Source organism: Streptomyces sp. NRRL S-1813 (assembly GCF_000719605.1).
GTDB classification, from domain to species: domain Bacteria; phylum Actinomycetota; class Actinomycetes; order Streptomycetales; family Streptomycetaceae; genus Streptomyces; species Streptomyces decoyicus.
This window is the reverse complement of sequence record NZ_JOHB01000001.1, coordinates 254,011-278,728: the sequence shown is the minus strand read 5'-3', so window position 1 is coordinate 278,728 and position 24,718 is coordinate 254,011. Positions and strand designations below refer to the sequence as shown.

Annotated in this window: 25 protein-coding genes and 2 pseudogenes; 14 read left to right on the top strand and 13 right to left on the bottom strand. The window is 70.7% G+C overall.

The window, feature by feature from the left end; all coding sequences use genetic code 11:
• The first annotated feature begins 45 nt into the window (after nt 1-45).
• The 4 genes from IF67_RS0101320 to IF67_RS0101305 are packed head-to-tail and all read left to right on the top strand — an operon-like array spanning nt 46 to nt 2,953.
• Nucleotides 46-381 (top strand): hypothetical protein, encoded by a 336-nt coding sequence (locus tag IF67_RS0101320; RefSeq protein WP_030981321.1) that lies wholly within the window; start codon nt 46-48, stop codon nt 379-381.
• Nucleotides 378-1,424 carry a WXG100 family type VII secretion target gene (locus IF67_RS0101315; protein WP_030981320.1) on the top strand — a complete coding sequence of 349 codons (1,047 nt, stop codon included), beginning with the start codon at nt 378-380 and terminating at the stop codon, nt 1,422-1,424. The genes IF67_RS0101320 and IF67_RS0101315 overlap by 4 nt, the downstream gene beginning before the upstream one ends.
• A gap of 31 nt (nt 1,425-1,455) precedes the next feature.
• Nucleotides 1,456-2,226, top strand: a complete 771-nt coding sequence (locus IF67_RS0101310; RefSeq protein WP_030981319.1) for a hypothetical protein — start codon at nt 1,456-1,458, stop codon at nt 2,224-2,226.
• A 4-nt stretch (nt 2,227-2,230) separates the two neighbouring features.
• Nucleotides 2,231-2,953 carry a hypothetical protein gene (locus IF67_RS0101305; RefSeq protein WP_030981318.1) on the top strand — a complete coding sequence of 241 codons (723 nt, stop codon included), beginning with the start codon at nt 2,231-2,233 and terminating at the stop codon, nt 2,951-2,953.
• Nucleotides 2,954-3,029: 76 nt separating this feature from the next.
• Here IF67_RS0101305 and IF67_RS0101300 read toward each other — a convergent pair whose 3' ends face one another.
• Nucleotides 3,030-3,431, bottom strand: a complete 402-nt coding sequence (locus IF67_RS0101300; protein ID WP_030981317.1) for a hypothetical protein — start codon at nt 3,429-3,431, stop codon at nt 3,030-3,032.
• Nucleotides 3,432-3,588: 157 nt separating this feature from the next.
• Here IF67_RS0101300 and IF67_RS0101295 point away from each other — a divergent pair, with 157 nt between their 5' ends.
• Entirely contained in the window at nt 3,589-4,293 is a 705-nt protein-coding gene (locus tag IF67_RS0101295) for an ATP-binding protein (RefSeq protein WP_420708583.1), read from the top strand.
• Nucleotides 4,294-4,535: 242 nt separating this feature from the next.
• Here IF67_RS0101295 and IF67_RS0101290 read toward each other — a convergent pair whose 3' ends face one another.
• Nucleotides 4,536-5,363 carry a SigE family RNA polymerase sigma factor gene (locus IF67_RS0101290; protein WP_030981315.1) on the bottom strand — a complete coding sequence of 276 codons (828 nt, stop codon included), beginning with the start codon at nt 5,361-5,363 and terminating at the stop codon, nt 4,536-4,538.
• 226 nt (nt 5,364-5,589) lie between these two features.
• Here IF67_RS0101290 and afsQ1 point away from each other — a divergent pair, with 226 nt between their 5' ends.
• From afsQ1 to IF67_RS0101265, 5 genes are all read left to right on the top strand, one after another.
• Nucleotides 5,590-6,267 (top strand): two-component system response regulator AfsQ1, encoded by a 678-nt coding sequence (gene afsQ1, locus IF67_RS0101285; RefSeq protein WP_026169550.1) that lies wholly within the window; start codon nt 5,590-5,592, stop codon nt 6,265-6,267.
• Complete coding sequence (locus tag IF67_RS0101280; protein WP_030981314.1) at nt 6,264-8,063, top strand: ATP-binding protein; 1,800 nt, start codon at nt 6,264-6,266, stop codon at nt 8,061-8,063. The genes afsQ1 and IF67_RS0101280 overlap by 4 nt, the downstream gene beginning before the upstream one ends.
• Entirely contained in the window at nt 8,060-8,698 is a 639-nt protein-coding gene (locus tag IF67_RS0101275; RefSeq protein ID WP_030981313.1) for a hypothetical protein, read from the top strand. Before IF67_RS0101280 ends, IF67_RS0101275 begins: the two co-directional genes overlap by 4 nt.
• Nucleotides 8,699-8,829: 131 nt before the next feature.
• Nucleotides 8,830-9,345, top strand: coding sequence for a VanZ family protein (locus IF67_RS0101270; protein WP_199812677.1), 516 nt, complete (start codon nt 8,830-8,832; stop codon nt 9,343-9,345).
• Between the two features lie 45 nt (nt 9,346-9,390).
• A complete protein-coding gene (locus IF67_RS0101265; protein WP_030087060.1) occupies nt 9,391-9,600 on the top strand; it encodes a PspC domain-containing protein in 210 nt (69 codons plus the stop codon).
• Between the two features lie 199 nt (nt 9,601-9,799).
• Here IF67_RS0101265 and IF67_RS0101260 read toward each other — a convergent pair whose 3' ends face one another.
• Both IF67_RS0101260 and IF67_RS0101255 read right to left on the bottom strand, forming a co-directional pair.
• Nucleotides 9,800-10,069 carry a hypothetical protein gene (locus IF67_RS0101260; protein ID WP_030981311.1) on the bottom strand — a complete coding sequence of 90 codons (270 nt, stop codon included), beginning with the start codon at nt 10,067-10,069 and terminating at the stop codon, nt 9,800-9,802.
• A 141-nt stretch (nt 10,070-10,210) separates the two neighbouring features.
• Entirely contained in the window at nt 10,211-11,371 is a 1,161-nt protein-coding gene (locus IF67_RS0101255; protein ID WP_030981310.1) for an adenosine deaminase, read from the bottom strand.
• Between the two features lie 103 nt (nt 11,372-11,474).
• Between IF67_RS0101255 and IF67_RS0101250 the strand changes: the two genes are divergently transcribed.
• Nucleotides 11,475-12,293, top strand: coding sequence for a hypothetical protein (locus IF67_RS0101250; RefSeq protein ID WP_030981309.1), 819 nt, complete (start codon nt 11,475-11,477; stop codon nt 12,291-12,293).
• 27 nt (nt 12,294-12,320) lie between these two features.
• Here the strand turns inward: IF67_RS0101250 and IF67_RS0101245 are convergent, their stop codons facing one another.
• Nucleotides 12,321-13,337, bottom strand: a complete 1,017-nt coding sequence (locus IF67_RS0101245; protein ID WP_420708581.1) for a LysR substrate-binding domain-containing protein — start codon at nt 13,335-13,337, stop codon at nt 12,321-12,323.
• Nucleotides 13,338-13,399: 62 nt separating this feature from the next.
• Here IF67_RS0101245 and IF67_RS0101240 point away from each other — a divergent pair, with 62 nt between their 5' ends.
• Nucleotides 13,400-14,725 carry an MFS transporter gene (locus tag IF67_RS0101240; protein ID WP_030981307.1) on the top strand — a complete coding sequence of 442 codons (1,326 nt, stop codon included), beginning with the start codon at nt 13,400-13,402 and terminating at the stop codon, nt 14,723-14,725.
• Nucleotides 14,726-15,410: 685 nt separating this feature from the next.
• On the opposite strand, the gene IF67_RS0101235 is transcribed toward IF67_RS0101240, so the two are convergent.
• The gene (locus IF67_RS0101235) at nt 15,411-16,058 is read right to left on the bottom strand and encodes a TetR/AcrR family transcriptional regulator (protein ID WP_051817463.1); all 648 of its coding nucleotides are present in this window, start codon (nt 16,056-16,058) and stop codon (nt 15,411-15,413) included.
• A gap of 76 nt (nt 16,059-16,134) precedes the next feature.
• On the opposite strand from IF67_RS0101235, the gene IF67_RS0101230 reads away from it, so the two are divergent.
• Nucleotides 16,135-16,830, top strand: coding sequence for an alpha/beta hydrolase (locus tag IF67_RS0101230; protein WP_030981305.1), 696 nt, complete (start codon nt 16,135-16,137; stop codon nt 16,828-16,830).
• Between the two features lie 198 nt (nt 16,831-17,028).
• Nucleotides 17,029-17,451: pseudogene (locus tag IF67_RS0101225) on the top strand (hypothetical protein); the annotation flags it as partial.
• Here IF67_RS0101225 and IF67_RS44590 read toward each other — a convergent pair.
• The 7 genes and pseudogenes from IF67_RS44590 to IF67_RS0101190 all read right to left on the bottom strand — a co-directional run.
• Nucleotides 17,429-17,599, bottom strand: a pseudogene (locus tag IF67_RS44590) (NUDIX hydrolase); the annotation flags it as partial. The pseudogenes IF67_RS0101225 and IF67_RS44590 sit on opposite strands and share 23 nt — an antisense overlap.
• 29 nt (nt 17,600-17,628) lie before the next feature.
• A complete protein-coding gene (locus tag IF67_RS0101215; RefSeq protein ID WP_030981303.1) occupies nt 17,629-18,906 on the bottom strand; it encodes a thymidine phosphorylase in 1,278 nt (425 codons plus the stop codon).
• Nucleotides 18,907-18,996: 90 nt separating this feature from the next.
• The gene (locus IF67_RS0101210) at nt 18,997-19,392 is read right to left on the bottom strand and encodes a cytidine deaminase (protein ID WP_030981302.1); all 396 of its coding nucleotides are present in this window, start codon (nt 19,390-19,392) and stop codon (nt 18,997-18,999) included.
• Nucleotides 19,389-20,681, bottom strand: a complete 1,293-nt coding sequence (locus IF67_RS0101205) for an ABC transporter permease (protein ID WP_030981301.1) — start codon at nt 20,679-20,681, stop codon at nt 19,389-19,391. Before IF67_RS0101205 ends, IF67_RS0101210 begins: the two co-directional genes overlap by 4 nt.
• Nucleotides 20,678-21,793, bottom strand: coding sequence for an ABC transporter permease (locus IF67_RS0101200; protein ID WP_030981300.1), 1,116 nt, complete (start codon nt 21,791-21,793; stop codon nt 20,678-20,680). The genes IF67_RS0101205 and IF67_RS0101200 overlap by 4 nt, the downstream gene beginning before the upstream one ends.
• A complete protein-coding gene (locus IF67_RS0101195) occupies nt 21,790-23,469 on the bottom strand; it encodes an ABC transporter ATP-binding protein (protein WP_030981299.1) in 1,680 nt (559 codons plus the stop codon). Before IF67_RS0101195 ends, IF67_RS0101200 begins: the two co-directional genes overlap by 4 nt.
• 117 nt (nt 23,470-23,586) lie before the next feature.
• Complete coding sequence (locus IF67_RS0101190) at nt 23,587-24,624, bottom strand: BMP family lipoprotein (protein ID WP_030981298.1); 1,038 nt, start codon at nt 24,622-24,624, stop codon at nt 23,587-23,589.
• Nucleotides 24,625-24,718: the final 94 nt, after the last annotated feature.

The window sequence follows — 24,718 nt, the reverse complement described above, 5'->3', positions numbered from 1 at the left end:
TACCATTGGCTTGACCGCACGACGACAACATTTCGGGGGAGATCCGTGCCGGAGCAATTCAGCGCTGCCCAGGAAGCGCTGCACAAATTCGCCAAGAGCTCGGACCAGCGGGCGGAGAAGCTGCGGGCGATCCGCAGCAAGCTCGCCTCGCATGAGCTGAACAAGGAGGCCTTCGGGAAGCTCCCGGAGTCCGATGAGCTCTACCAGGCCTACGACGAGCAGAGCGAGCACTGCCTGGACACGCTCGACTCCGCGGCCACGCTGGAGGAGAAGATCAGCGAGGGCGTCACCGAGACGGCACGTGCCTATCAGTCCGACGAGGACGAGACCGCCGCGTCGATGCGGCAGATCCACCAGGGCGGGCCGGGGAGCACCCGATGAGCGGGCCGGTATCGGGGGCGCTGAGCGCCTACAACAAGGTCAACGACTGGATGGGCGGTTTCGACTCCGCCGTCGACAGCATCATGCGTCCGCTCGTCGAACCGCTCGCCGAGCACCTGGAGGCGGTCACCGGCGATGACGAGGGCATCCAGGAAACCGCCAAGCTCTGGCGCGACCAGGCAGCCGAGCTGCGCGACCTGATCGCCGATCAGCGGCGTGACCGCGCGGACCTCGCCCACGAGTGGACCGGCGAGGCCGCCGAGGCGTTCCAGGGCCACCTCGCCGAGCTGGAAACCGCCCTGGAGGCGGAAGCCGAGGACATGGACGCCGTGGCCGACGTCCTGGAACAGGCCGGCGCACAGGCGAAGATGGCCGAGCAGGTCGTCGAGACGCTCATCCGTGAGCTGATCGAATGGGCCCTCATCGAACTTGCCGTGGCCCTGGCCACCTCGATCGTCACCGCCGGCATCTCGGCCGCTGCCGCCGCGGCGGCAGCGGTGGCCGAGGCCAGTTTCGTGTCGGCGCGTATCGCCAGGGTGCTGGCCGAACTGGCAAAGGAGCTCAAGGCCTTCGTCAACATCATCAAGCTGCTGAAAAAAGCCAAGAAGATGTCGAAGGTCAAGAAGCTCAAGCCCTGGACCTGGAAGCACCTCAAGGACCCGGTCGAGGCCGAGAAGTTCGCGAAGGCGCTGGCCGCCAAGAAGGCGCTGAAGGTCATCAAGACGCCGATGAAGGGGGCCGTGGAGCTGGGGATGGGCGGCCTCGGCTTCTCCGGCGATCCGACCCAAGCGGTCTCCCCCATCGTCCAGCACGAGGCCGACGAACTCGACGACGCGCTGAACGGCAAGGGTTCCCACGGCAGTGGCGGCAGCGGCGGTCACGGCAGCCCCCACCTGCCCCCGGCGCCCGACTTCGCAGCGCAGCCCACCGCACAGGACCCCCTCAGCCGCTACCGCGAACCCGCGGTCGAGCGGGACCCCCGCCTGGTCACCCGTCCGGCCGCCGCCCAGCAGCCGCGCGACCCGGACAATCCGTTCGGCTGAGCGCCGCACCCGACGAGAGGAGCCGCGCCGGATGCGACCGGACTACCGCGACTGTTTCCTGCCCTTCCTCCAGCCAGGGGAAAGGCTGATCATCGCCTCGGACTACTGCCACAATGCGGCGCTGCCCTTCGTCCCTGCCGGGCTGCGCACCCCGCGCACCCCGTCCCCTCTCGAACAGCGGGTACGGGGCGCGCTGGGGAACGCTCTGGGCAAGGTGACGAAGCCGCTGGGCCCGGCGATCAACAAGCGACTGGCGAACAATCCCGTGACGCGGGCCGTCAGCGGGTCCGCCGACAACAGCGCGCCGCGGCCCGTCAGCGGAGAGGGCGAAACCGTCGCCACGTATGCCGCCGGAGACTTCGGCGGCAACGGCGGGAGGCGGCCGGACCGCGATCTCAGCGAGGCGGTGTTCGAAATTCAGGAGACGATCGAGGACGCCGCGGCCGACGCCATCGAGCACATGATGTATGGCAAGCCCATGGAGGGCGGCTGGTCGAGCATGGCCGGGCGTTTCCTGGTCGATCTGACGAACGCGGGCGACGAGCCCAGATTTCAGGCGCTGACCGACCGCCGGCTGATCGTGCTCGTGAACCGCAACAAGAGCTGGCTGGACGGCACCCCGAAGTGTGATCTCGGGGTGGCGGTGCCCCGTACGAACATCGCCCGGGTCACCGCGCATTCGAAGGCCGTCACCAAGGGGCGGTTCGACGTCACCTTCGTCGACGGTTCGTGGATCGCCCTGGGAAGCCTTCAGCGCGAGCGCATGGAGGGGTTCGTCGCCGCCTGGAACCGAGGAGGATGACCGTATGCCGAAGATCGACCATGTCACTCCCTCCCGCCAGTTCCTCCAGCCGGGCGAGGCACTGTGGGAGGCCAGGGACTACCACGAGTACCCGGATCTCCCGCTCGTGCCCGCCCATCTGCGCGCCCCCCGGAGGCCGCTGCCGCGCGCAAAGGGCCTCCTGGGAAAGCTGAGTGACATCCTCGACAAGGCGTCGCAGCCGTCCGGCGGCGCGATCGCCAGTCAACCGTCCGGCGGAACGGCCACCAGCCGGCCGTCCGACAGCCGCCTGCTCAACAACCGGCTGCTCGACAACCCGGTGACGCGCGTGGCCGGAAATGTCGCGGAGGGTCTGAACGAGGCCCAGGAGAACATCGAGGACGCCCTCGACGACGCCACCCAACGGATGATGTACGGCAAGACCATGGAGGGCAGCTGGACGAGCATGGCCGGCCGGTTCCTCGTCCAGGTCACCAACGCGGGCGGCTCGCCCCGGCACCAGGCGCTCACCGACCGCCGGCTGTTCGTGCTGACGGACCAGGCCACCGGGTGGCGGGAGCGGGAGCCCGAGCTGGAGGTCGCCGTCCAGATACAGCTCTCGAACATCGCGGAGCTGCGGCCCCGTCCGCGTATGACGTTCCCCCGCGGCCGCTTCGACCTGGTCTTCGTCGACGGCTCGTGGCTGGCGCTGTGCTGTTCGTTCCAGGAGGACATGCAGGCCATGGTCACGGCCTTCCACGGGCGCTGACCCCGGACGGCGGGGCGGCGGGCGCGACCGGTCCCGGCGGCTGAGGGCCGCCGGGACAGCGCCCGCCGCGCCGGCCTCACCCCGGCAGCACCCTCGTCAGCGTCCCCACCAACGGCAGGTCCTTGAGCGCGCCGCCGTCCGAGAGAGCCCCGGTCACCAGCGTGGTGCCCACCGGCTTGAAGTCGGCGATCTGGGTGCTGACGGCGTTGGCGAGCGGGTCGACGGGGGTGTTGGCCAAGGGGTTCACCTGGAGGTTCTTGACCGGGCCGAGGCCGCCGCCGAGGGAGTTCACGAGTGCGCCGGTCAGCGCCGAGGCCGTGGCACCGGTGTCGGCGCTGCGTTCCGGGGCGGCGGGGGCGGCTGTCGCCGTTGCCGCACCGCCCGCCGCGATCGCGGCGCCGGCTGCGGAGATGACCAGCCCGGCCCGCAGCAACGTGCGCGGAATACGGCTGGGCTTGGGACGTGCATGGGAGGGCATGTGCCACCTGCCTGTGGATCGAAGCGGTCGAAGTGCTGTGCGAGCGAGAGCAGTCGGGTAATCGATTGACTGCGTAGCGTAGTTGAGGCAGGGATGGCCGATCCACCTCGCGCGCCAGGGGTACCCCACACGGCCCCATACGCGACAATGGCTGCCCGTGAGCTCCCACTCCTGCACCCCGCCGCCCTCCGCCACGCTCTCGGCCCCTCCTCCACTCTCGGGGGACCCCCATGAGCGGGGAGGCACCCCCGCCCGGGTCATCCTGCTTACCGGCCCCTCGGGCTCCGGCAAGACGTCCCTGGCCGCGCGCAGTGGACTGCCCGTCCTCCGTCTCGACGACTTCTACAAGGAGGGGACGGACCCGAACCTGCCGCAACTGCCCGAAGGCGGCGGCGCCGACTGGGACGCGCCACTGTCCTGGGACGCCGGAGCCGCGGTCGCCGCCATCGATGCGCTGTGCCGTACGGGGCGTACGGACGTTCCGGTCTACGACATCGGGGCCAGCGCCCGGGTCGGTGCGTCGGCGCTCGACCTCGGCGGCGCCCCGCTGTTCATCGCGGAGGGCGTCTTCGCCGCCGATGTCATCGCGGAGTGCCGCGCGGCGGGACTGCTGGCCGACGCGCTGTGTCTGCGCGGCCGCCCCACCACCACCTTCCGCCGCCGGCTGGCACGGGATCTGCGCGAGGGCCGCAAGTCGAGCCTCTATCTCGTACGCCGGGGCCTGCGGCTGCTGCGCAACGAGCGGTCGATCGTCGCCCGGCATACCGCGCTGGGCGCACACCCCTGCGCCAAGCCGGAGGCGCTGGCGCGGATATCGGCGGCGCGGGCGGCGGACGGGCAGGGCGCGGCCGTACGTTCCTGACGGGCGGTTCCGGCCGCGGCCGCACTCAAGGCCGCCCCGGCGCATACGAAGAAGCGGGTTCGGGCAGACCCCCCGGCCGCCCGAACCCGCTCCCTCTTCCCCCGTACTTCCCCCGTATCCCCCGATACGTCCGGCTTGAGCGGATTGCTCCGTTGCCGCCGGTTCCCCCGTATCCCCATTTCCCCTCGGGCGTTCCCCCCGGTTCTCCCTCGGGCCCCCCGGCCCTCGGGCTCCCCGATCCTTCAGGCCACCAGCTCGCCGAAGGACTCCTCCTGGTCACGGCCGAAGCTGAGGACCTCGTCCTCGCGCAGCCGGCGCAGGGCGCGCCAGATGCTCGACTTCACCGTGCCGACACTGATGCCGAGAATGTCCGCGATCTCCGGGTCCGTACGGCCCTCGTAATAGCGCAGCACCAGCATCGTGCGCTGCGTCTCGGGCAGCCGGACCAGCGCCTGCCACAGCACGGCGCGCAGCTCGGTGCCGCGCATCGCGTCCACGTCGCCCGCCGTCTCCGGCAGCTCCTCGGTCGGGTACTCGTTCAGCTTGCGCCGACGCCAGGCGCTGATGTGCAGATTGGTCATGGTGCGGCGCAGATAGCCGCCGAGCGCCGCCTTGTCACTGATCCGGTCCCACGCCCGGTAGGTCGAGAACAGCGCGCTCTGGAGCAGGTCCTCGGCCTCGTAGCGGTCACCGGTCAGGTGGTAGGCGGTGGCGTACAGGGAGGACCGGCGCTCCTGGACGTAGGCGGTGAAGGCCGCTTCGGCCTCCGCCGTCTCCGCCGGGGAACGCCGTTCCCCCGTGGCCTCCCTGTACTCCGCTCCCCCGTTGTTGCCCCCGTGGGCGGCGTTGCCCCCGTGCCCCCGGTTTTCCCCGTCGGCCCCGTCGAGCGTGACCGTCGTGGCGTCGATGGCCACCATGTACGGCGGCCGCTGACGCCCGATGCCGCGAGCGCACCCCCGACTTCCCCCGAGGGAGGTGCCCCCGCTGACACCGGACTTCTCGTTGGTCCTGACGACGTCGTGGAGTCGCGTGATAACTGCGCTGGAAGTGGTGCCGTGCAGTGTGTTCATCTCGCGCCCCCCGTCGTAGAGCCCAGCTCGTTCGGTGTGTTCGGGTGTTGATCTCTCCCGATGCCCCAAAGACTGCCAACCCAGTTTCATCGCGTTGTCCGCCGACTGTCACAGGCCTGTCACAGGGGCCGGTACGGCGCGTCGCGGGGGTCTCGGGCGTGCGGGCCTTGTGTACGAGAGCGGCACTGGTCGATCTCCCGGCGTCCCATGGGCCAGAATGGCTGACGTGCCTTTCCTGTTGCTGATCGAGGACGACGACGCCATCCGCACGGCCCTCGAACTCTCGCTGTCCCGCCAAGGTCACCGTGTGGTGACCGCGGCGACGGGCGAGGACGGCCTGAAACTGCTGCGTGAGCAGCGCCCTGACCTGATCGTGCTGGATGTGATGCTGCCGGGCATCGACGGTTTCGAGGTGTGCCGGCGGATCAGGCGTACGGACCAGCTGCCCATCATCCTGCTCACCGCGCGTAACGACGACATCGACGTCGTGGTGGGGCTGGAGTCCGGAGCCGACGACTATGTCGTCAAGCCGGTGCAGGGAAGGGTGCTGGACGCCCGGATCCGGGCCGTGCTGCGCCGTGGCGAGCGGGAGTCCAGCGATTCGGCGACGTTCGGGTCGCTGGTGATCGACCGGTCGGCGATGACGGTCACCAAGAACGGCGAGGATCTGCAACTGACACCGACCGAGCTGCGGTTGCTGCTGGAGCTGAGCCGCCGGCCCGGTCAGGCGCTGTCCCGGCAGCAGTTGCTGCGGCTGGTGTGGGAGCACGACTACCTCGGCGACTCGCGCCTGGTGGACGCGTGTGTGCAGCGGCTGCGCGCGAAGGTGGAGGACGTGCCGTCCTCCCCGACCCTGATCCGTACGGTCCGTGGCGTCGGCTACCGGCTGGACTCCCCGCAGTGAGGGAGCGTGCCACGGGCGGCGCGGCGACGGATGACAGCCCCGGCGGCGGGACCGGGAGCGCCGGGGTGCCCGCGGCCGGCCGGCGGGTGCTGCGGATGCTGGGGCGCGCGTCGGGGCTGCTGCGCTGGACGAGTCTGCGGCTGCGGCTGGTCGTGGTCTTTGCGCTGGTGGCGCTGACCGCGGCGGTCTCCGCGTCCGGCATCGCGTACTGGCTCAACCGCAACACCGTTCTGGACCGCACGCAGAACGCCGTCCTCAAGGATTTCCGTAAGTCGCTGGAGGACAGTACGCGGTCGCTGCCGCTGCGTCCGCGGTGCACCGAACTCCAGGACGCGGCACGGCAGATGGCGGGCGGGCCGCAGAACTACGCGGTGCTGCTGATCGGCGTGGATCGCGACGGCAAGGACTGCGCGGCCACCACGAACAAGGACCTGCTGACGCTCAAGAACGTACCGACGTCGCTGCGCAGCGCGGTTAACGAGGTGCGCCCGGTCGACGATTCCAACCGCTACTCGCACCATCTCTACTGGCAGCGCAAGCAGGTCGGGGACAGCCCCTATCTCGTCGCCGGGGCGAAGGTGATCGGCGGCGGGCCCACGGGCTACATGATGAAGTCGCTGGCCACCGAGCGGCAGGACCTCAACTCGCTGGCCTGGTCGCTGGGCATCGCGACCGCGCTCGCGCTGGTCGGCTCGGCGCTGCTGGCGCAGGCCGCGGCGACGACGGTGCTGCGGCCCGTACAGCGGCTGGGGCATGCGGCGCGGCAGCTCGGCGAGGGGCGTCTGGACACCCGGCTGCGGGTGACCGGCACGGATGAACTCGCCGATCTCTCCCGGACGTTCAACCGCACGGCGGAGCGTCTGGAGCAGCGGGTCGAGGAGCTGAGTGGGCGCGAGGCCGCGTCCCGGCGGTTCGTCGCCGATATGTCGCACGAGCTGCGGACGCCGCTGACCGCGATCACCGCGGTCTCCGAGGTGCTGGAGGAGGAGGCCGACTCCCTCGACCCGATGATCGCGCCCGCGGTGCAGCTGGTGGTCAGCGAGACCCGGCGGCTGAACGACCTCGTGGAGAACTTGATGGAGGTCACCCGCTTCGACGCGGGCACGGCCCGGCTGGTGCTGGACGAGGTCGATGTCGCGGACCAGGTGACCGCCTGTATCGACGCACGGGCCTGGCTGGACGCGGTCGAGCTGGACGCGGACCGCGGCACCGTGGCCCTGCTGGACCCGCGGCGGCTGGACGTCATCCTGGCGAACCTGATCGGCAACGCCCTCAAGCACGGCGGCTCGCCGGTCCGGGTCTCGGTGCGTACCGAAGGCGTGGCGGGCGACGACGCGGGCGGCAGGACGGGCAGCACGGCCGTCGGCGGCGGTGGCGGGGCGGACGCTCCGGCCGGCCCCGAGGCGGACGGCGGACCGGCCGGCGGTGCCGGGGACGGCAGTCCCGAACGGTCCGGGTGGACGGCGGATGCGGAGCGGCCCGGGAGCGGGACGCTGGTGATCCGCGTACGCGACCACGGCCCCGGCATCCCCGAAGAGGTCCTCCCGCATGTCTTCGACCGCTTCTACAAGGCGAGCGCCTCCCGGCCGCGGTCGGAGGGCAGCGGTCTGGGCCTGTCGATCGCGCTGGAGAACGCGCATATCCACGGCGGAGAGATCACCGCGGCCAATCTTCCCGAGGGCGGCGCGGTCTTCACCCTGCGGCTGCCGATGGACGCCTCCCCGCTGGCGGGCGGCGACCGGAGGGACGGCGGCGCGGAGGGCCCGGCCGGCGAGGGCACGGAGGGCGGGCGATGAGGTCCAGCAGGCGGATAGGGCGGCGCGGCGCCGCCGTGGCGGCGCTCGCGCTCGCCGTCGCGGGCTGCGGGATCCGGGGCACGTCCGTACCTGTCGACGCGGGCGGCGCGCCCTCGCGGGTGAGCTGCAAGGCCCCGGGGAGCGAGTCGTCGCCGAGCCCGTCCGGTGACGGCACGCGGTCCGTCGTGTATCTGGTGTGCGGCTCGGCGCTGGCCCAGGTGGAGCGGGCCGTGCCGCCGTCCGAGGCCGACGGCCCACGGCTGCCGACCGCCCGTGCGCTGCTCGGCGAGCTCCAGCGCAAGCCGTCGCCGGACGAGGAGAAGGCCGGTTTCAGCAGCGCGCTGCCGCAGGACCTGAAGGTCTCCGGGCCCCGCGCGGGCGACCGGGCGGATGCGCTGCGGCTGAGCATCCGGCCCGACGACCTGCCGTCGTTCGCGCTGGCGCAGCTGGTGTGCACCTACGGCGCGAGCCCGGCGCTGGGCCGTGGGCATGCGGCGGTGCTGGGCGGGCCCGGCGACGATACGGCGCACCGTTACGACTGCTCGGCGGATGTGCTGGCCAACCCGGACATCGCGGAGAACGCCGGGTGGGGGGACCCGTTGTCGCAGGAGTCGGAGGAGTCGGAAGAGGAGTGAGACGGGGCGCCACGACGGGGGTGAACGAGGGCGGGCCAAGACGGGCGCAATTGGGCGGAACCGAGGCCCCCGCTCCCGGCGTCCTGGGCTGTGTGCAGCGTCATGGCCCCGGCACCACAGCCGCCCCCCGCATGCGCGTCACCGGACTTCTCCTCCTCGTGGCGCATCTACTGATCGTCGGCTGGCTGACGCTGCGCCCCCGTACGGTGCCGTGGGTACCCGCCGCGAATCTCGAACCACTGGCGACGATCCAGGCCGAGCTGGCGCGCGGCCCGTCGTGGGACGTCATACAGCATCTGGGCGGATCCGTGCTGCTGCTGGCGCCTCTGGGCGCGCTGCTGCCCCTCTCGGCCGGCCGCCTGAACGTTTCGCCGCTGGTGTCCCTGACCCGTACCGCCTTCGCCGGAGCGATGATCTCGCTGGCCATCGAGCTGCTTCAGTCAGGGGTGCCCGGCCGGGTCCCCGACATCGACTCGGTGCTGCTCGGCACCCTCGGGGTGGCCGTGGTGCACCTTGCGGTCGTCCCCGGGGCGCGGTGCCGGCTGCGCCGCCGGTACGGGCATCTCGGGGACACGACCCCGAGAATCCCCAGGGTTGAACTGGCCCCGCAGGCTGACGCTCTCTCCGGCAGCCGGACCTACCTTTGAGACATCGGGGCAAACGCCCCGCCGAGTCGAAAAGGAGCCGTCCTCATGGCCGCCGCACTGGTCCGCCCCCGCAATAACCGAATGATCGCCGGAGTGTGCGCGGGCCTGGCCCGTCGCTTCGGTACGACCCCGACGACGATGCGCGTGCTCTTCGTGGTCTCGTGTCTGCTTCCCGGACCGCAGTTCCTGCTCTATCTGGCGCTGTGGATACTCCTCCCCTCCGAGGAGAAGGCCACCGGCGCCGCCGCCTGGTGACCCACCCGGCGGCCCGCGGCCGGCGGCCCGGCGCGCGCCGCTGACCCGACGCCCCGGCACCCCGACAGCCGACGGCCGGCTCCCGGCTCCCGGCTCCCGGCTCCCGGCTCCCGGCCGCACATGACGAGGCCCCGGCCGTATGCGCAAGGGCGTACGGCCGGGGCACGGCGCAGTGGGCGTCCCGGTGGGACGGGCCGCGTCAGCCGCCGAGGAGGCTGCCGGGCTGGAGGCCGCCCAGCAGCTTGTTGCCGTGGGAGTTCAGCTTGGTCTTGACGTCGTTGCCGGCCGGCTTGGACTTGGTGAGCCCGGAGACGGTCTTGGCGGCGTCCTTCACCGGCAGGCTCTTCAGCACCCCGGTGGTGTCGGAGCCGCCGGCCGCCGGGGCCGCGCTGGCGACGCCCGCAGCGGTGACGACGAAAGCGGCACCGAGCGCGACGGTACCGAGAGTCTTGATGGTTCCCTGCTTCATCGAATTACGTCCTCGTGATGGGGGTTTGACCGGCGAGTCAACCTAGCGAGGCCGAAACCGGCGCCGCAAACAGCCACGACGAAAGAAAAAACGGCCGGTGGACATTCCACCGGCCGTTGCGCTATAGGCTCGCGCTACCGCTCACACAGAGTCAGAACCACTGCTCAGCGGGGCAGTTGTGCCCTGCGGACGGAACAGCCACTCGGCCCGCAGTTCCGCGTAACCCGGCTTGATGACGTCATTGATCATCGCCAGACGTTCATCGAAAGGAATGAACGCTGATTTCATCGCATTGACTGTAAACCACTGCATGTCATCGAGCGTGTATCGGAATGTCTTGACCAGGTGCTCGAATTCCCGGGACATGTTCGTGCCGCTCATCAGCCGGTTGTCGGTATTGACCGTGAGCCGGAACTGAAGTCGGCGCAGCAGGCCGATGGGGTGCTCCGCGTAGGAGGGGGCGGCACCGGTCTGGAGGTTGGAGGTCGGGCACATCTCCAGCGGGATGCGCTTGTCCCGTACGTACGAGGCGAGCCGGCCGAGCTTGACCGAGCCGTCGTCGGCGACCTCGATGTCGTCGATGATCCGGACGCCGTGGCCGAGGCGGTCGGCGCCGCACCACTGGAGGGCCTGCCAGATGGACGGCAGGCCGAAGGCCTCACCGGCATGGATGGTGAAGTGGTTGTTCTCCCGCTTGAGGTACTCGAACGCGTCGAGGTGGCGGGTGGGCGGGTAACCGGCCTCCGCGCCCGCGATGTCGAAGCCGACGACGCCGGTGTCCCGGTAGCGGTTGGCGAGTTCGGCGATCTCCAGGGCGCGGGCGGCGTGCCGCATGGCGGTCAGCAGGGCGCCGACGCGGATGCGGTGGCCGTTCTCGCGGGCCCGCCGCTCGCCCTCGCGGAAGCCCTCGTTGACCGCCTCGACGACCTCTTCGAGGGTCAGACCCTGTTCGAGGTGCTGCTCGGGCGCGTACCTGACCTCGGCATAGACCACACCGTCGGCGGCCAGGTCCTCGGCGCACTCGGCGGCCACCCGGGCCAGTGCGTCGCGGGTCTGCATGACGGCGCAGGTGTGCGCGAAGGTCTCCAGGTAGCGCTCGAGCGAGCCGGAGTCGGCGGCCTCACGGAACCAGATCCCGAGCTTTTCCGGGTCGGCTTCGGGCAGTCCCTCGTAGCCGTTCTCGCGGGCCAGCTCGACGACGGTGGCGGGGCGCAGGCCGCCGTCGAGGTGGTCGTGGAGCAGCACCTTGGGGGCACGGCGGATCTGTTCACTGGTCGGGAGTGTGGTGGTCTCGCTCGTCATTTCGGCACTCTAGCCCCTACGCGCGTAGATCTCATCGAACGATACGTAACAGTGACCCGTCCATGGGGTGGCGGGCAGGCCGCCTTCTGCCATCGTTCTGGTCATGGCTCAGCAAGCACTGCCGGTGCGCGAGGCCCGGCTGGGAAAACCGCTGGGAACGGCCGGCAAGGAAGGCACGCGCGAGGCGCTCCGGTGGCGGAGTGGGAGCGGCCGGGGCACCGGCCGGGAGGTGAGCGGGGTCGCGCTTTTACTGCCCGGGGGCGGACCGACCGGGGTACGGCGGCCGTCGCCGGTGGCGGCGCTGGCGGTGCGTCCGCTGGCGGTCCGGCTGGCGAAGGCGGGACGCCCTGAGGGCCTGACGGCCCATGTCGTGCGCTACCGGTGCAGCGGCTGGAACGGTCCCGACGCGCATCCGGCACGGGACGCCACCTGGGCCCTGGACGAGGTGGTCCGCCGATACGGCGATGTCCCGGTCTGCCTCGTCGGTACGGGCATGGGAGCCCGCGCCGCCCTGCACGCAGCAGGCCACCCCGCCGTCAACTCCGTACTGGCACTGGCCCCTTGGCTGCCCGAGCTCGACGAGAACGACAAGCGGCCCGACCCGGTGAAACAGCTCATCGGCCGGCAGGTCCTGCTCGTCCACGGCACCAACGACGAACGCACCGACCCCGATCTGTCCTACCGCTATGCCGAGCGCGCCAAGAAGATCAACCGCGACACCTGCCGCTTCGAGGTGCACTCCGACGGCCACTCGCTCCACCAGCACCGCGCCGAAGTCCTCGCCCTGGCGGCCGACTTCATGCTCGGCTCCCTGTTCGCCCGGGGCTACTCCAGACCCGTGAAGGACGCCCTGGCCGCACCACCACCGCTGGGCCTGCGGATGCCACTGGCCGCGGGCTTCGGGGCGTCGCTGCGGCACTGAGCGGCGTCCGCCCCTGGACCGCGCCCGTCACCTGGGCAACAACCTCCCCCGCCGGCTCAGCAGAAACTTCTTGAACTCGGCGACCGGGGCTGTGTCCGGGTGGCCGTCCAGCCAGGCGACGCCGATCTCGCGGACCGCGCGCGGCGCCGTCACGGTCAGCTCGGCGACCCCGGGGCGCGGCACGGCGGGCGGCGGGAGCAGGGCGACGCCCAGACCGGCCGCGACCAGCCCGCGCAGCGTCTCGGCCTCCTCCCCCTCGAAGGCGATGCGCGGGGTGAAGCCTGCCTCGGCGCACAGCGCGTCGGTGATCCGGCGCAGCCCGTAGCCGGGTTCGAGGGTGACGAACAGCTCGCCCGCGGCCTCCGCGAGCCGGACCCGCTTGCGCCCGGCCAGCGGATGGTCGTCCGGGACGACCAGGCGCAGCTTCTGTTCGTCGAGCCGGCGGGCGACCAGGTCGGGGTAGTCGGGGACCGGGGAGGTCAGACACAGGTCGAGGTCGCCGGCGCGCAGGCGCTCGATCATCGCCTCGCCGTAGTTCTGGACGAGCTGGAAGCGGACGCGCGGGTGGTCGGCGCGGAAGCTGCGGATCAGGCCGGGCACGGTCTCCGAGCCGAGCGTGTGCAGAAAGCCGAACGCCACCTTCCCCGCGGCCGGGTCGACATCGGCCCGTACGGACTCCGTCGCCCGCTCCAGATCCGTCAACGCCCGCTCGGTGGAGGAGAGAAACGCGCGGCCGGCCGGGGTGAGGGAGAGGGTGCGGCCGTGCCGGGCGAAGAGGGCGACGCCGAGGTCGTCCTCCAGGCGGACGAGGGCGCGGCTGAGCGTCGGCTGCGGCATCCCGAGCTCCTGCGCGGCGCGGGTGACGTGTTCGTGCCGGGCGACGGCGGTGAACTGGGCGAGCCGCGGGGCGAGGATCACCGCCCAGGAGTCGACACCGAGCTCGGCCGCCTCCCCCACTTCCGCGCCAACGGGCCTCGACCCGGCAATGTCTTTTCTGTTGCGACCTTGCAACAGGGGCCCTTGCAACCTGCGGTCATGTGTCACAGCATCGATTATGGCGTTTCCATGCATTGGACGCATGAAACTGCGCGGCCTACCTTCGAAACATGCCTCCCGCTGATACCGGGGCGTCCGTCACCGACCGTGCGGCCGCCTCTCCTCTGTCGTCCACCGACTCCTCTTCCTCCGCCTCCTCCGCCGCGCCCGGCCCCGAGTCGGCCAAGCTGCGGCCGGGCGGCCCCGGCTACCGCCGGATGAGCTTCGCCCTCTTCGCCGCCGGAGTGGCGACCTTCGCGCTCCTCTACTCCACGCAGGCGCTGCTGCCCGCGATCTCCGGTGACCTCGGGGTCAGCCCGGACCAGGCGAGCTGGACCGTGTCCGCGGCCACCTTCGGCCTGGCCCTCGGCGTGATCCCGCTGAGCGCGGTCTCCGAGCGCTTCGGGCGGCGCACGCTGATGACGGTGTCCCTCTCGGTGGCCGCGCTGATCGCGATGCTGGTGCCGTTCGCCCCGTCGCTCGGGGTGCTGATCGCGCTGCGCGGGATCCAGGGTGTCGCGCTGGCCGGACTGCCGGCGTCGGCGATGGCCTTCCTGGCCGAGGAGGTACGCGCCAAGGCGCTGGTGGCGGCCATCGGGCTGTTCGTGGCGGGCAACAGCATCGGCGGGATGTCCGGCCGGATCGTGACCGGCTGGGTCGCCCAGGCCTGGGGCTGGCGGGCCGCGCTGGCCGCGGTGGGTGTGCTGGCCGTGCTCTGCGCGGTGACGTTCCGGCTGCTGATCCCCAAGGCCCGGCACTTCGCGCCACGTTCGGTGGGCCCGCGGGCGCTGGCCCGTACGCTCGGCAACCACCTCGCCGACCCTCTGCTCCGCCGCCTCTACGCCATCGGCGGCCTGTTCATGACGGTCTTCGGCGCGGTCTACACGGTCATCGGCTACCGCCTGGTCTCCGAGCCGTTCAACCTCCCGCAGGGCATCGTCGGTTCGATCTTCGTGGTCTACCTGGTCGGTACGGTCTCCTCGGCCGCGGCCGGCCAGCTGGTCGCCCGTACGGGCCGCCGCGGCGCCCTCTACCTGGCCGTCGGCACCACCTCCACGGGCCTGCTGCTCTCCCTCGCCGACTCCGTCGCCGCGGTGCTGGCGGGCCTCATCCTGATCACCGCGGGCTTCTTCGCGGGCCATGCGGTCGCCTCGTCCGCGGTCAGCCGCACCGCCAAGACGGCCCGCGCCCAGGCGTCGGCGCTGTACCAGTGCGCGTACTACGTCGGCAGCAGCCTGGGCGGCGCCCTCGGCGCCGCCGCCTTCCACGCCGTCGGCTGGGAGGGCACCGTCCTCCTGGGCCTCGCCGCGATGGTCGGCGCCGCCTCGGTCACCCTCTACGCCACCCGCAAGGCCGTGGCCGAACGCCGCCTGCTCCACCTGGAGAAGGCCGCGTAACACCCCTCAGTCCGAAGGGCCCGTCCCACCACCTGTCCTGGTGGGGCGGGCCCTTCGTCGCTTTGGGAGATCCACGTCCTGGTGGAGGCGAGTCCTGCGCCGCCAGACGGTGCCGGAAGGGAAGACGCTGGTACCGACGGTCAGGCCGAAGGGCTCGGGGAGCTTGCCGTGCGACCGAGCAGTGGCGGGGCCGGCACCCTGCACGGCTTTTCCCCTGCTCGTTCGGGCACCCGCGCGTCAGATCCGGTTCAGGCACCCTCGCGGTGGTCGTGCCAGGTGGCCGCGGCGGCCGCCAGGCGCAGGGTCCAGGGGTGGGGGTCGGCGGTGCTGATCTCGTCCCAGACGTTGCGGTTGGCGGCGGCGAAGGCGGTGATGCCCTTGGCCGGTGCGGTGAAGCCGTCGGGCTGGCCAAGGCGGTGGACGACCGCCAGTTCATGGCCAATGTGCTCGCCTGCATGAGATGCCGAGGTCCGCGGTTATGGGATCCGTAAACGCCGCGTCAAGGGGGATGGAACCGAAGCCGTGGCGCCCGGGACCTCCTGCACCACCTGAGCCAGTTCCCGGGCGAGACCTGGGACTCGACCTCACCCTCACCTTCCTGCAGCAGAAACGAGAACAGTCACAGCGGCTGACCCGCATCGCGCCCGTCAGCCTCGGCATGCCGGGCGTCCGGCCAGAAGGGCCGTCATGAGCCGCTCAGCATCCCCGGCCTCGATGGGGCTGCTACACCGCCCGGCGGGACACCATCTGGGACGAGGAGAACCGCGCCTGAGCGGTAGCCGCTGGACAGGTGCTCGACTGCACCGAGGAAGTCGCGGAAGGCCCGGTCGGTGCGGGTGGTGTCGCCGGTGGCGTCGAGGTCCATGAGGAGACCACGGATGACAGCGAGAACGAGCGTCGCGAGATCCGGCCGACCGATGCTGCGCAGGCCGTCCTCGAGCGGCCCGAGCCAGTCGGTCGTCGCGGTGCGCCGGAAGTTGGGCCACAACTGCTGCTCCGCACTCTCGCGCAGCTGACCGAACATCCGCAGGTACGGCTGCCCGTCCGGGCCGGTCATGGAGGTCCAGGCGCGGTTCAGGGTGGCCGTGTACGGCTCGTCGGGTCGCACCCGCAGGAGGTCGCCGAATGTGTCGAGCTGACGTTGCCGTGCGTGCCCGAGGACGGCCCGCAGCAGCGCGTCGCGGGTGCCGAAGTGATAAATCAGCATGCGGGCTGAGGTGCCGGTGGCGGTGGCCAGCGGCTCGAGCCGGTCGGGGAGACCGTGCGCGAGGGCGTGATCAGCGCAGGCATCGAGCAGCCTCTCCTTGATGTGCGGTTCCGGTCGTCTACCCACGACCCTACTTTTTCACGTAACGGCTACTACGTCTATCGTCGGCAGGGGAGCAGTCACGGCAGACGTGGAGGTAGCGATGAGGGTCGTGTTCGTGCATGGGGCGTGCGTGCGGGACGGGTCGTGGTGGTGGCACCGCACCGCCGGGCTGCTGCAGGAGCGCGGGGTGCCGAGCGTGGCCCCGGCGCTGCCGAGCTGCGGCGAGGCGGGCCTGCCCGGCGGCGTCGGCGGTCCGGGACTGCCCGAGGATGTTGCCGCGGTGCGGCAGGTGCTGCAGGACAGCGACGAGCCGACCATCGTGGTCGCCCACAGCTACGGCGGCATCATCACCGCGGAAGCCGCCGCGGGCATCGGGTCGGTGCGCCACCTGCTGCTGGTCTCCAGCTACCTGCCCGAGGTCGGGCAGAGCCTGTCGGAGTTCGGGGACGGCAGCCCCGCCCCGTTTCTCGACGTTGACCCCGACGCCGGCACATTCGGGGTCCGCCCCGAGCTGCTCGTGGATACATTCCTGCAGGACTGCGACCCCGAGGTCCAGGCGCAGGCGGCGGCCCACCTCGCCCGGCAGAGCGTGCAGGTGACCGGGCAGCCGGTCGGGGCGGCCGCATGGCAGCAGTTGCCCTCTACGTACCTCGTCTGCGCCCAGGACCGGGGCACCCCGCCGCGGCTGCAGCGCGAGTTCGCCCGCCGGGCCGACAGCGTCGTCGAACTCGACGCCGGCCACCACCCGTTCCTGTCCCAGCCCGCCGCGGTCCGGGACCTGCTGCTGAGCCTGTGACGGCAGCCGCGGACGAGCCGGGCCGGCGATCAGAAGGCCAGGAGACCGTCGTGAGTGCCGAGGAAGAACTGCTGTCAAGGGCCTACCTGGCCTACAACGGGCAGGACGTCGACGGCCTGCTACTCAACCGTATCCGCCCGATTTTCGGCGAGTACTACGGAGACCCCGAGACGGCCGACGACTTGACTGGTGCAGAGAACCTGCTTCAGCCGGATCAGTGCCAACGATCCGGACCCGGCCTGGGTGGCCTACTTCGACGAGCCGAAGCTGATCGTCAACACCGGCATCGCCCACGGCCGTCTGGGCGAAGCCGCCCTTGCCGAACCCCTGATCGCGGACGCCCTACGCCGCGAGCACCGATCGAACCACCGGGGCCGCGCCCTCCACACCATCTGGCCGGCCCGCACCCAGCTTCAACGCGGAAAGCTCGACGAAGCGTGCCACACAGCCATGGACGCGCTGGCCCCTGCGGCGGCCGTCAGCTCGCAACGAGTGGCCGGGCACCTTCGGGAGTTCTACGAGCAGTTGGAGCCCTTCCGCCGGGAGCCGGCCGCGGTGGCTTTCGAGGTCCGGCTCCGGGAGCTCTTGCCCCGCCAGGTCAGCGGATCGCCTCGTCCATGAGCACGTAGAGCAGCCCGACGAGGGAACCGCTGCTGACGATCTCACGCCGGTCGATCATGCCCCGGACCTCGGCCAGCGGGACCCACTCAATCCGGTCCGACTCGTTCTTCTCGGTCGGCGGACCCTCGTACGTCGCCCCGTCGGCCCGTCGGCCCGTCGGCCGGAAGACGCAGCAGGTCAGGCGATACGTTCCAGTACCACAGGCGTGGCGGCGAAGGCCGTGTCCGCTGGGCCGACGAGGACGCCGCCATCGAGGGCCTCCAGGGCGTAGGCGAACTTTTCCGGGGTGTCGGTGTGCAGGGTCAGCAGGGGCTGGCCGGCGGTGACCGTGTCGCCCGGCTTGGCGTGCAGTTCGACGCCGGCGCCTGCCTGGACCGGGTCCTCCTTGCGGGCGCGGCCGGCGCCCAGGCGCCAGGCGGCGAGGCCGACGGCGTAGGCGTCGAGGGTGGTGAGGGTGCCGGAGGAGGAGGCGGTGACGACATGCTGTTCGCGGGCCACCGGGAGGGCGGCGTCGGGGTCGCCGCCCTGGGCGACGATCATGCGGCGCCAGTGGTCCATGGCGGAGCCGTCGGCGAGCGCCTTGGCCGGGTCGGCGTCCTTGAGGCCGGCCGCGTCGAGCATTTCGCGGGCGAGGGCGAGGGTCAGCTCGACGACGTCCTGCGGGCCGCCGCCGGCCAGTACCTCGACGGATTCGCGGACTTCGAGGGCGTTGCCGGCGGTCAGGCCCAGCGGGGTGGCCATGCCGGTGAGCAGGGCGACCGTCCGCACGCCGTGGTCGGTGCCCAACTCGACCATCGTGGCGGCCAGTTCGCGGGCGTTGTCGAGGTCCTTCATGAAGGCGCCGGAGCCGACCTTGACGTCCAGGACGAGGGAGCCGGTGCCCTCGGCGATCTTCTTGGACATGATGGAGGAGGCGATCAGCGGGATGGACTCGACGGTGCCGGTGACATCGCGGAGCGCATAGAGCTTCTTGTCGGCCGGGGCCAGGCCGTCGCCGGCGGCACAGATGACGGAGCCGACGTCGCGCAGGACGTCGAGCATCTCGGCGTTGGAGAGCGTCGCGCGCCAGCCGGGGATCGCTTCGAGCTTGTCGAGGGTGCCGCCGGTGTGGCCGAGGCCGCGGCCGGAGAGCTGCGGGACGGCCGCGCCGCAGGCGGCGACGAGCGGGGCGAGCGGGAGGGTGATCTTGTCGCCGACGCCGCCGGTGGAGTGCTTGTCGGCGGTGGGGCGGGGCAGCGACGAGAAGTCCATGCGCTCGCCGGAGGCGATCATCGCCGCGGTCCAGCGGGCGATCTCCGTGCGGTTCATGCCGTTGAGGAAGATGGCCATCGCGAGGGACGACATCTGCTCGTGGGCGACCTCGCCGCGGGTGTAGGCGTCGATGACCCAGTCGATCTGATCGGGGGTCAGCTCGCCGCGGTCGCGCTTGGCGCGGATGACGGAGATGACGTCCATGGAGGGTTCCTTTCGAACGGGTAACTCCCGTTCTACACGCATAGACACGAGGGTGGCCAGACCGGACGGGGCCCGGCCACACCTCGTGCGTCAGGGGGCCAGGTGGCCGGGCCCGAAGGCGTCGGGCAGAAGCTCGGACAGCGGGCGGATGCCGGACGCCGTGTCCACCAGGAGCTCGGGCCCGCCGTGTTCCCACAGCAGCTGGCGGCAGCGCCCGCACGGGACGAGCAGTTCGCCCGCGCCGTCCGCGCAGGTGAAGGCGGTCAGCCGGCCGCCGCCGCTCGCGAACAGGGCGGAGACCAGGCCGCATTCGGCGCACAGACCGAGGCCGTACGAGGCGTTCTCGACGTTGCAGCCGGTGACGGTGCGGCCGTCGTCCACGAGGGCGGCGGCGCCCACGGGGTAGCCGGAGTACGGGGCGTAGGCCCGGGACATCGCGTCCCGGGCCTGCCGCCGTAGTGCCTCCCAGTCGGGAGCGGTGCTCACTTGCCCTGGCCCCTTCGGTAGATCTTGCCGATGGCCTTCGGGGGCCGCAGCCGCTGGGCGGCCAGCGCGAGCACCAGCAGCGTGGTGATGTACGGGGCGACGCTGACGATCTCCAGCGCGACCGTGTCGGTGGTGGCGTACCAGAGGGCGAGCAGCGCGGCGCAGACCAGGCTGATCACGGCCTGGGTGCGGTAGCCGGTGCGCAGCTTCCACAGCGCGAGGCCGACCAGCAGGACGGCGAGCAGGAGCAGCAGCGCATGGACGGTGGGGCCGCCGCCGCGCAGCTGAAGCGCGTCCATGAAGCCGAACAGGCCGGCGCCCATGGCGACCCCGCCCGGCCGCCAGTTGCCGAAGATCATGGTGGCGAGGCCGATGTAGCCGCGCCCGCCGGTCTGGCCGTCCTGGTAGATGTGCACGTAGATGGCGAGGAACGCGCCGCCGAGCCCGGCCAGTGCACCGGAGGCGAGCACCGCCGCGTACTTGTAGCGGTAGACGTTGACGCCGAGCGATTCGGCCGCGATCGGGCCCTCGCCGCAGGAGCGCAGTCGCAGTCCGAAGGAGGAGCGCCACAGGACGAAGAAGGTCAGCACGAAGAGGGCGGCGGTCAGCAGCGTCAGCCAGGAGACGTTGGTGACCAGGGAGCCGCAGATGCCGGCCACGTCGGAGACCAGGAACCAGTGGTGCTGCTCGACGGAGTAGAGCCAGTCGGACAGGCCGGGGACGGTGAACGTCGGCATGTCGGGCATGGGTGGCGACTGCTTGTCGTTGCCGCCGGCCTCCGCGGCCGCGCTGCCGTCCGCGCCGAACCACAGTTTGGCGAGGAACTGGGTCAGTCCGAGCGCCATGATGTTGATGGCGACGCCGGAGATGATGTGGTCGACGCCGAAGGTGACGGTGGCGACGGCGTGCAGCAGTCCGCCGAGCGCGCCGCCGAGGAGGCCGGCCAGCGCCGCGGCCCAGGGCCCGTGCTCCCAGCCGACCGCGCCGGCGGAGAAGGCGCCGAGCATCATCATGCCTTCGAGGCCGATGTTGATGACGCCGGAGCGCTCGGCCCACAGGCCGCCGAGACCGGCCAGGCCGATCGGCACGGCGGCGTTGAGCGCCGCGGTGTACTGGCCCGATTCGGTCAGGTTGTTGGCGCCGGTGATGATCCGCAGCAGGGACAGCAGGATCAGGCTGCCGGCGATGATCAGCAGCACCTTGGGGTAGGTGAGCTTCATCCTGGGGGGCTTTGTCTTGTGCTGGTGGCCGGTGCTCTCCGCGACCGGGGCCGTGAGGTTCGAACTCACGAGGTCACCTCCGCCTTGTCGGTCTTGCGGGCCTGGGCGGCGAGCTTCTCGCCGACCTGCCGCTGCTGGAGTTTGAGGCCGTAGCGGCGGACGAGCTCGTAGGCGATGACGACGCAGAGCACGATGACGCCCTGCATCACGCCGACGATCTCCTGCTCGTAGTCCTCGAATTCGAGCTGGGTGCCGGTGCGTTCGAGGAAGCCCCACAGCAGCGCGCCGGCCGCCATGCCGACCGGGTGGTTGCGGCCGAGCAGCGCGATGGCGATGCCGGTGAAGCCGATGCCGATGGGGAAGTCGGTGCCGTAGTTGTACGAGGTACCGAGCAGCGTCGGCATGCCGATCAGGCCCGCCGCGGCGCCGGACAGCAGCATGGAGGTGACGATCATGCGCTTGACGCTGACGCCGCTGGCCTCGGCCGCCGGCTCGGACTGGCCGACGGTCCGCAGATCGAAGCCGAAGCGGGTGCGGTTGAGGACGAACCAGTACACGAGGCCGACTACGGCGGCGATGACGAGGAAGCCGTCGAGGGGCTTGGGGTTGGTGGGGATGGTGAAGAAGTGGCTGGAGGCCGGCAGGTTGGGCGTGTGGAAGAGGTTGCCGTCCTTCTTCGCGAGCCGGCCTTCCTGGAGGAAGTAGCCGATGACCGCGGCCGCGATGGCGTTCAGCATGATCGTGGTGATCACTTCGCTGACGCCGCGGGTGGTCTTCAGCAGACCCGCGATACCCGCCCAGACCGAGCCGACCAGCATCGCGACGAGGATGATCAGCGGGATCTGCAGGAAGCCGGGGAGCGTCAGGGCACCGCCGACCACCGCGGCGAAGAAGGCCGCGATGCGGTACTGGCCGTCGACACCGATGTTGAAGAGGTTCATCCGGAAGCCGATGGCGACGGCGACCGCGGACAGGTAGTACGGGACCGCCTTGTTGATGATCCAGACCTGGCTGTCGCTCTTGGAGCCGAAGTCGGCCATCACGGCGTAGGCGTGGAGCGGGTCCTTGCCGGTGAACAGGATGATCATCGAGGTGATGACCAGGGCCGCCACAATGGCGAGGAGGGGGGCGGCGATCCCGAGGATCACCTTCTTCTTGTCGAATCTGGCGAAGGTCTTCACTCGGACTCACCCTCCTCCGCGGGACCCTCGGCGGAGCCCTCGTCAGACACGGACAGGTGGCCGGTAGCGGCGCCGGTCATGGCCGAGCCCAACTCCTCCGGGGTGATGGTGGCGGGGTCCGCGTCCGCGACCAGGCGGCCGCGGTACATGACCCGCAGGGTGTCGGACAGCCCGATCAGCTCGTCCAGGTCGGCCGAGATCAGCAGCACGGCCAGCCCTTCGCGGCGCGCCTCGCGGATCTGGTCCCAGATCTGCGCCTGGGCACCGACGTCCACGCCCCGGGTCGGGTGCGCGGCGATCAGCAGCTTGGGGCGGTGGCTCATCTCGCGGCCGACAATCAGCTTCTGCTGGTTGCCGCCGGAGAGCGAGGCCGCGGTGACCTCGATGCCTGGGGTGCGGACGTCGTACTCGGCGACGATCCGCTTGGTGTCGGCGCGGGCGGCCTTCAGATCCAGCAGCCGGCCCCTGGCGTTGGGCCGTTCGGTGACGTGCCCCAGGATGCGGTTCTCCCACAGGGGGGCTTCCAGCAGCAGGGCGTGGCGGTGGCGGTCCTCGGGGATGTAGCCGATGCCGTCCTCGCGCCGGGTGCGGGTGGGCGTGTGGCTGATGTCCGTACCGTTCAGCACGATGGTGCCGCCGTCGGGGTCGCGCATGCCCATGATGGCCTCGACCAGTTCGGCCTGGCCGTTGCCCTCCACGCCCGCGATGCCCAGCACTTCGCCCTTGTGGATCGTCAGCGACACCTCGTCCAGGACGGTGCGCGCCACCCCCTCCGCGTCGGTGGAGACCAGGCCCAGCCCGTGGACCTTCAGCATCTCCACGTCGGTGACGGTGGACTCGCGGGTCTGCGGCGACGGCAGCTCGCTGCCGACCATCAGCTCGGCGAGCTGCTTGGGCGTGGTCTCGCTGGGGACGACGGAGGCGACGGTGGTGCCGCGCCGGATGACGGTGATGTCGTCGGCGACCGAGAGCACCTCGCCCAGCTTGTGGGAGATGAAGATGACGGTGAGGCCCTCGGCCTTGAGCTCCCGCAGATTGTCGAAGAGCGCGTCGACCTCCTGCGGGACCAGAACGGCCGTCGGCTCGTCGAGGATGAGGGTGCGGGCGCCGCGGTAGAGGACCTTGAGGATCTCCACGCGCTGGCGGTCGGCGACGCCGAGGTCCTCGACGAGGACGTCGGGGCGGACACCGAGGCCGTAGCGGTCGGAGATCTTGAGGATCTCGGCGCGGGCCTTGCCGCCGATGCCGTGCAGTTTCTCGCCGCCGAGAACGACGTTCTCCAGGACGGTGAGGTTGTCGGCGAGCATGAAGTGCTGGTGCACCATGCCGATGCCGCGGGCGATGGCGTCGGCCGGGCTGTGGAAGCTGACCTGTTCGCCGTCGATGCGGATGGTGCCCTCGTCCGGCTTCTGCATGCCGTAGAGGATCTTCATCAGCGTGGACTTGCCCGCGCCGTTCTCGCCGACGAGCGCGTGCACGGCGCCGCGGCGGATGGTGATGTCGATGTCGTGATTGGCGACAACGCCCGGGAACCGCTTGGTGATCCCGCGGAGTTCCACCGCCGGTGCTGCGGCGGGGGCGCTGTCTGCCTGGGAGCTGCTGGACGCTTTGATGGCGCACTCTCCTCGGGGGACAGGGAGTGAAGGAGGAGCGGGGAGGTGACGATATCGCGCCAACTCCGCGCTACGCGCGTAGTGTCGGCGCCGAAAAAAGCCGGCAGGGCTGCCGGGTCGCCCCGGCGAATGGGCCCGGCACGGCGGCTCGGTGGCCGCCGTGCCGGGCCCGGACGAGCCCTACTGCTTGGTGGGGGTGTCGCTGACCTTCACCTGGCCCGACGCGATCTTCTTCTTCGCCGCGTCGATCTTGCCCTGGATGTCGTCGATGAAGCCGCCCGAGGTGGACAGCCGCACGCCGTTGTCCTTGAGGGTGTAGCTCTTGTTGCCGGTCAGCGGCTTCTTGTCCTTGACGCTCTTGACGAGGTCGTAGACCGCCACATCGACGTTCTTCATCACCGAGGTGAGGATCGAGCTCTTGTACTGGGTCAGACCCGGCTGCAGGTACTGGTCGGAGTCGACGCCGATCGCCCAGGTGCCCTTCTTGCCGGCGACCGTCTCGATCGAGCCGTTGCCGGACTGGCCGGCCGCGGTGTAGATGACGTCGATGCCGGCGTCGAGCATGCCCTTGGCCTTGCCCTTCGCGGCGGCCGGGTCGTTGAAGCCCTTGTCGTCGTTGGCGTAGAGGTACTCGGAGGTGATCTTGGCCTTCTTGTCGGTGTCCCGGACGCCCTGCTCGAAGCCGGCCTGGAACTTCTGGATCAGCGCGTTGTTCACGCCGCCGATGAAGCCGACCTTGTGGGTCTTGCTCTTCAGCGCGGCGGCGACACCGGCGAGGTAGGAGCCCTCGTGCTCGGCGAAGACCATGCCGTAGACGTTCTTGGCCTGGGAGGGGGAGTCGACCACACCGAAGGTGGTGTCCGGGTAGTCCTTGGCGACCTTGTTGACGGACTTGCCGTAGTTGAAGCCGACGCCGATGACGGGGTTGAAGCCCGCCTCGGCCAGCGAGGACAGCCGCTGCTCGCGGTCCGCCTCGGTCTCACCGTTCTTGGCGGTCATCATCTTGGACTTCACGCCGAGGTCCTTCTCGGCCTTGTCCACGCCACGGGCCGCCGCCTCGTTGAACGAGTGGTCGTCCCGGCCGCCGACGTCAAAGGCGAGTCCGACGCCCTTGTTCTTGCCACCGGACTCGGTGGACGATTCACCGCAGGCGCTCAGCGAGACAGTGAGGGCCGCGGTGGCGATGCCCGCGGCAACGATCTTGGATACCCGGCGCACGTGGGGCCCCTTCGACTCGTAGCGCCTCCGTCGGCGCTGATTCCGCGGCATCGTAACGCGCGTAGATGCCAGAAATAGGGGACGTCCGAAGCCG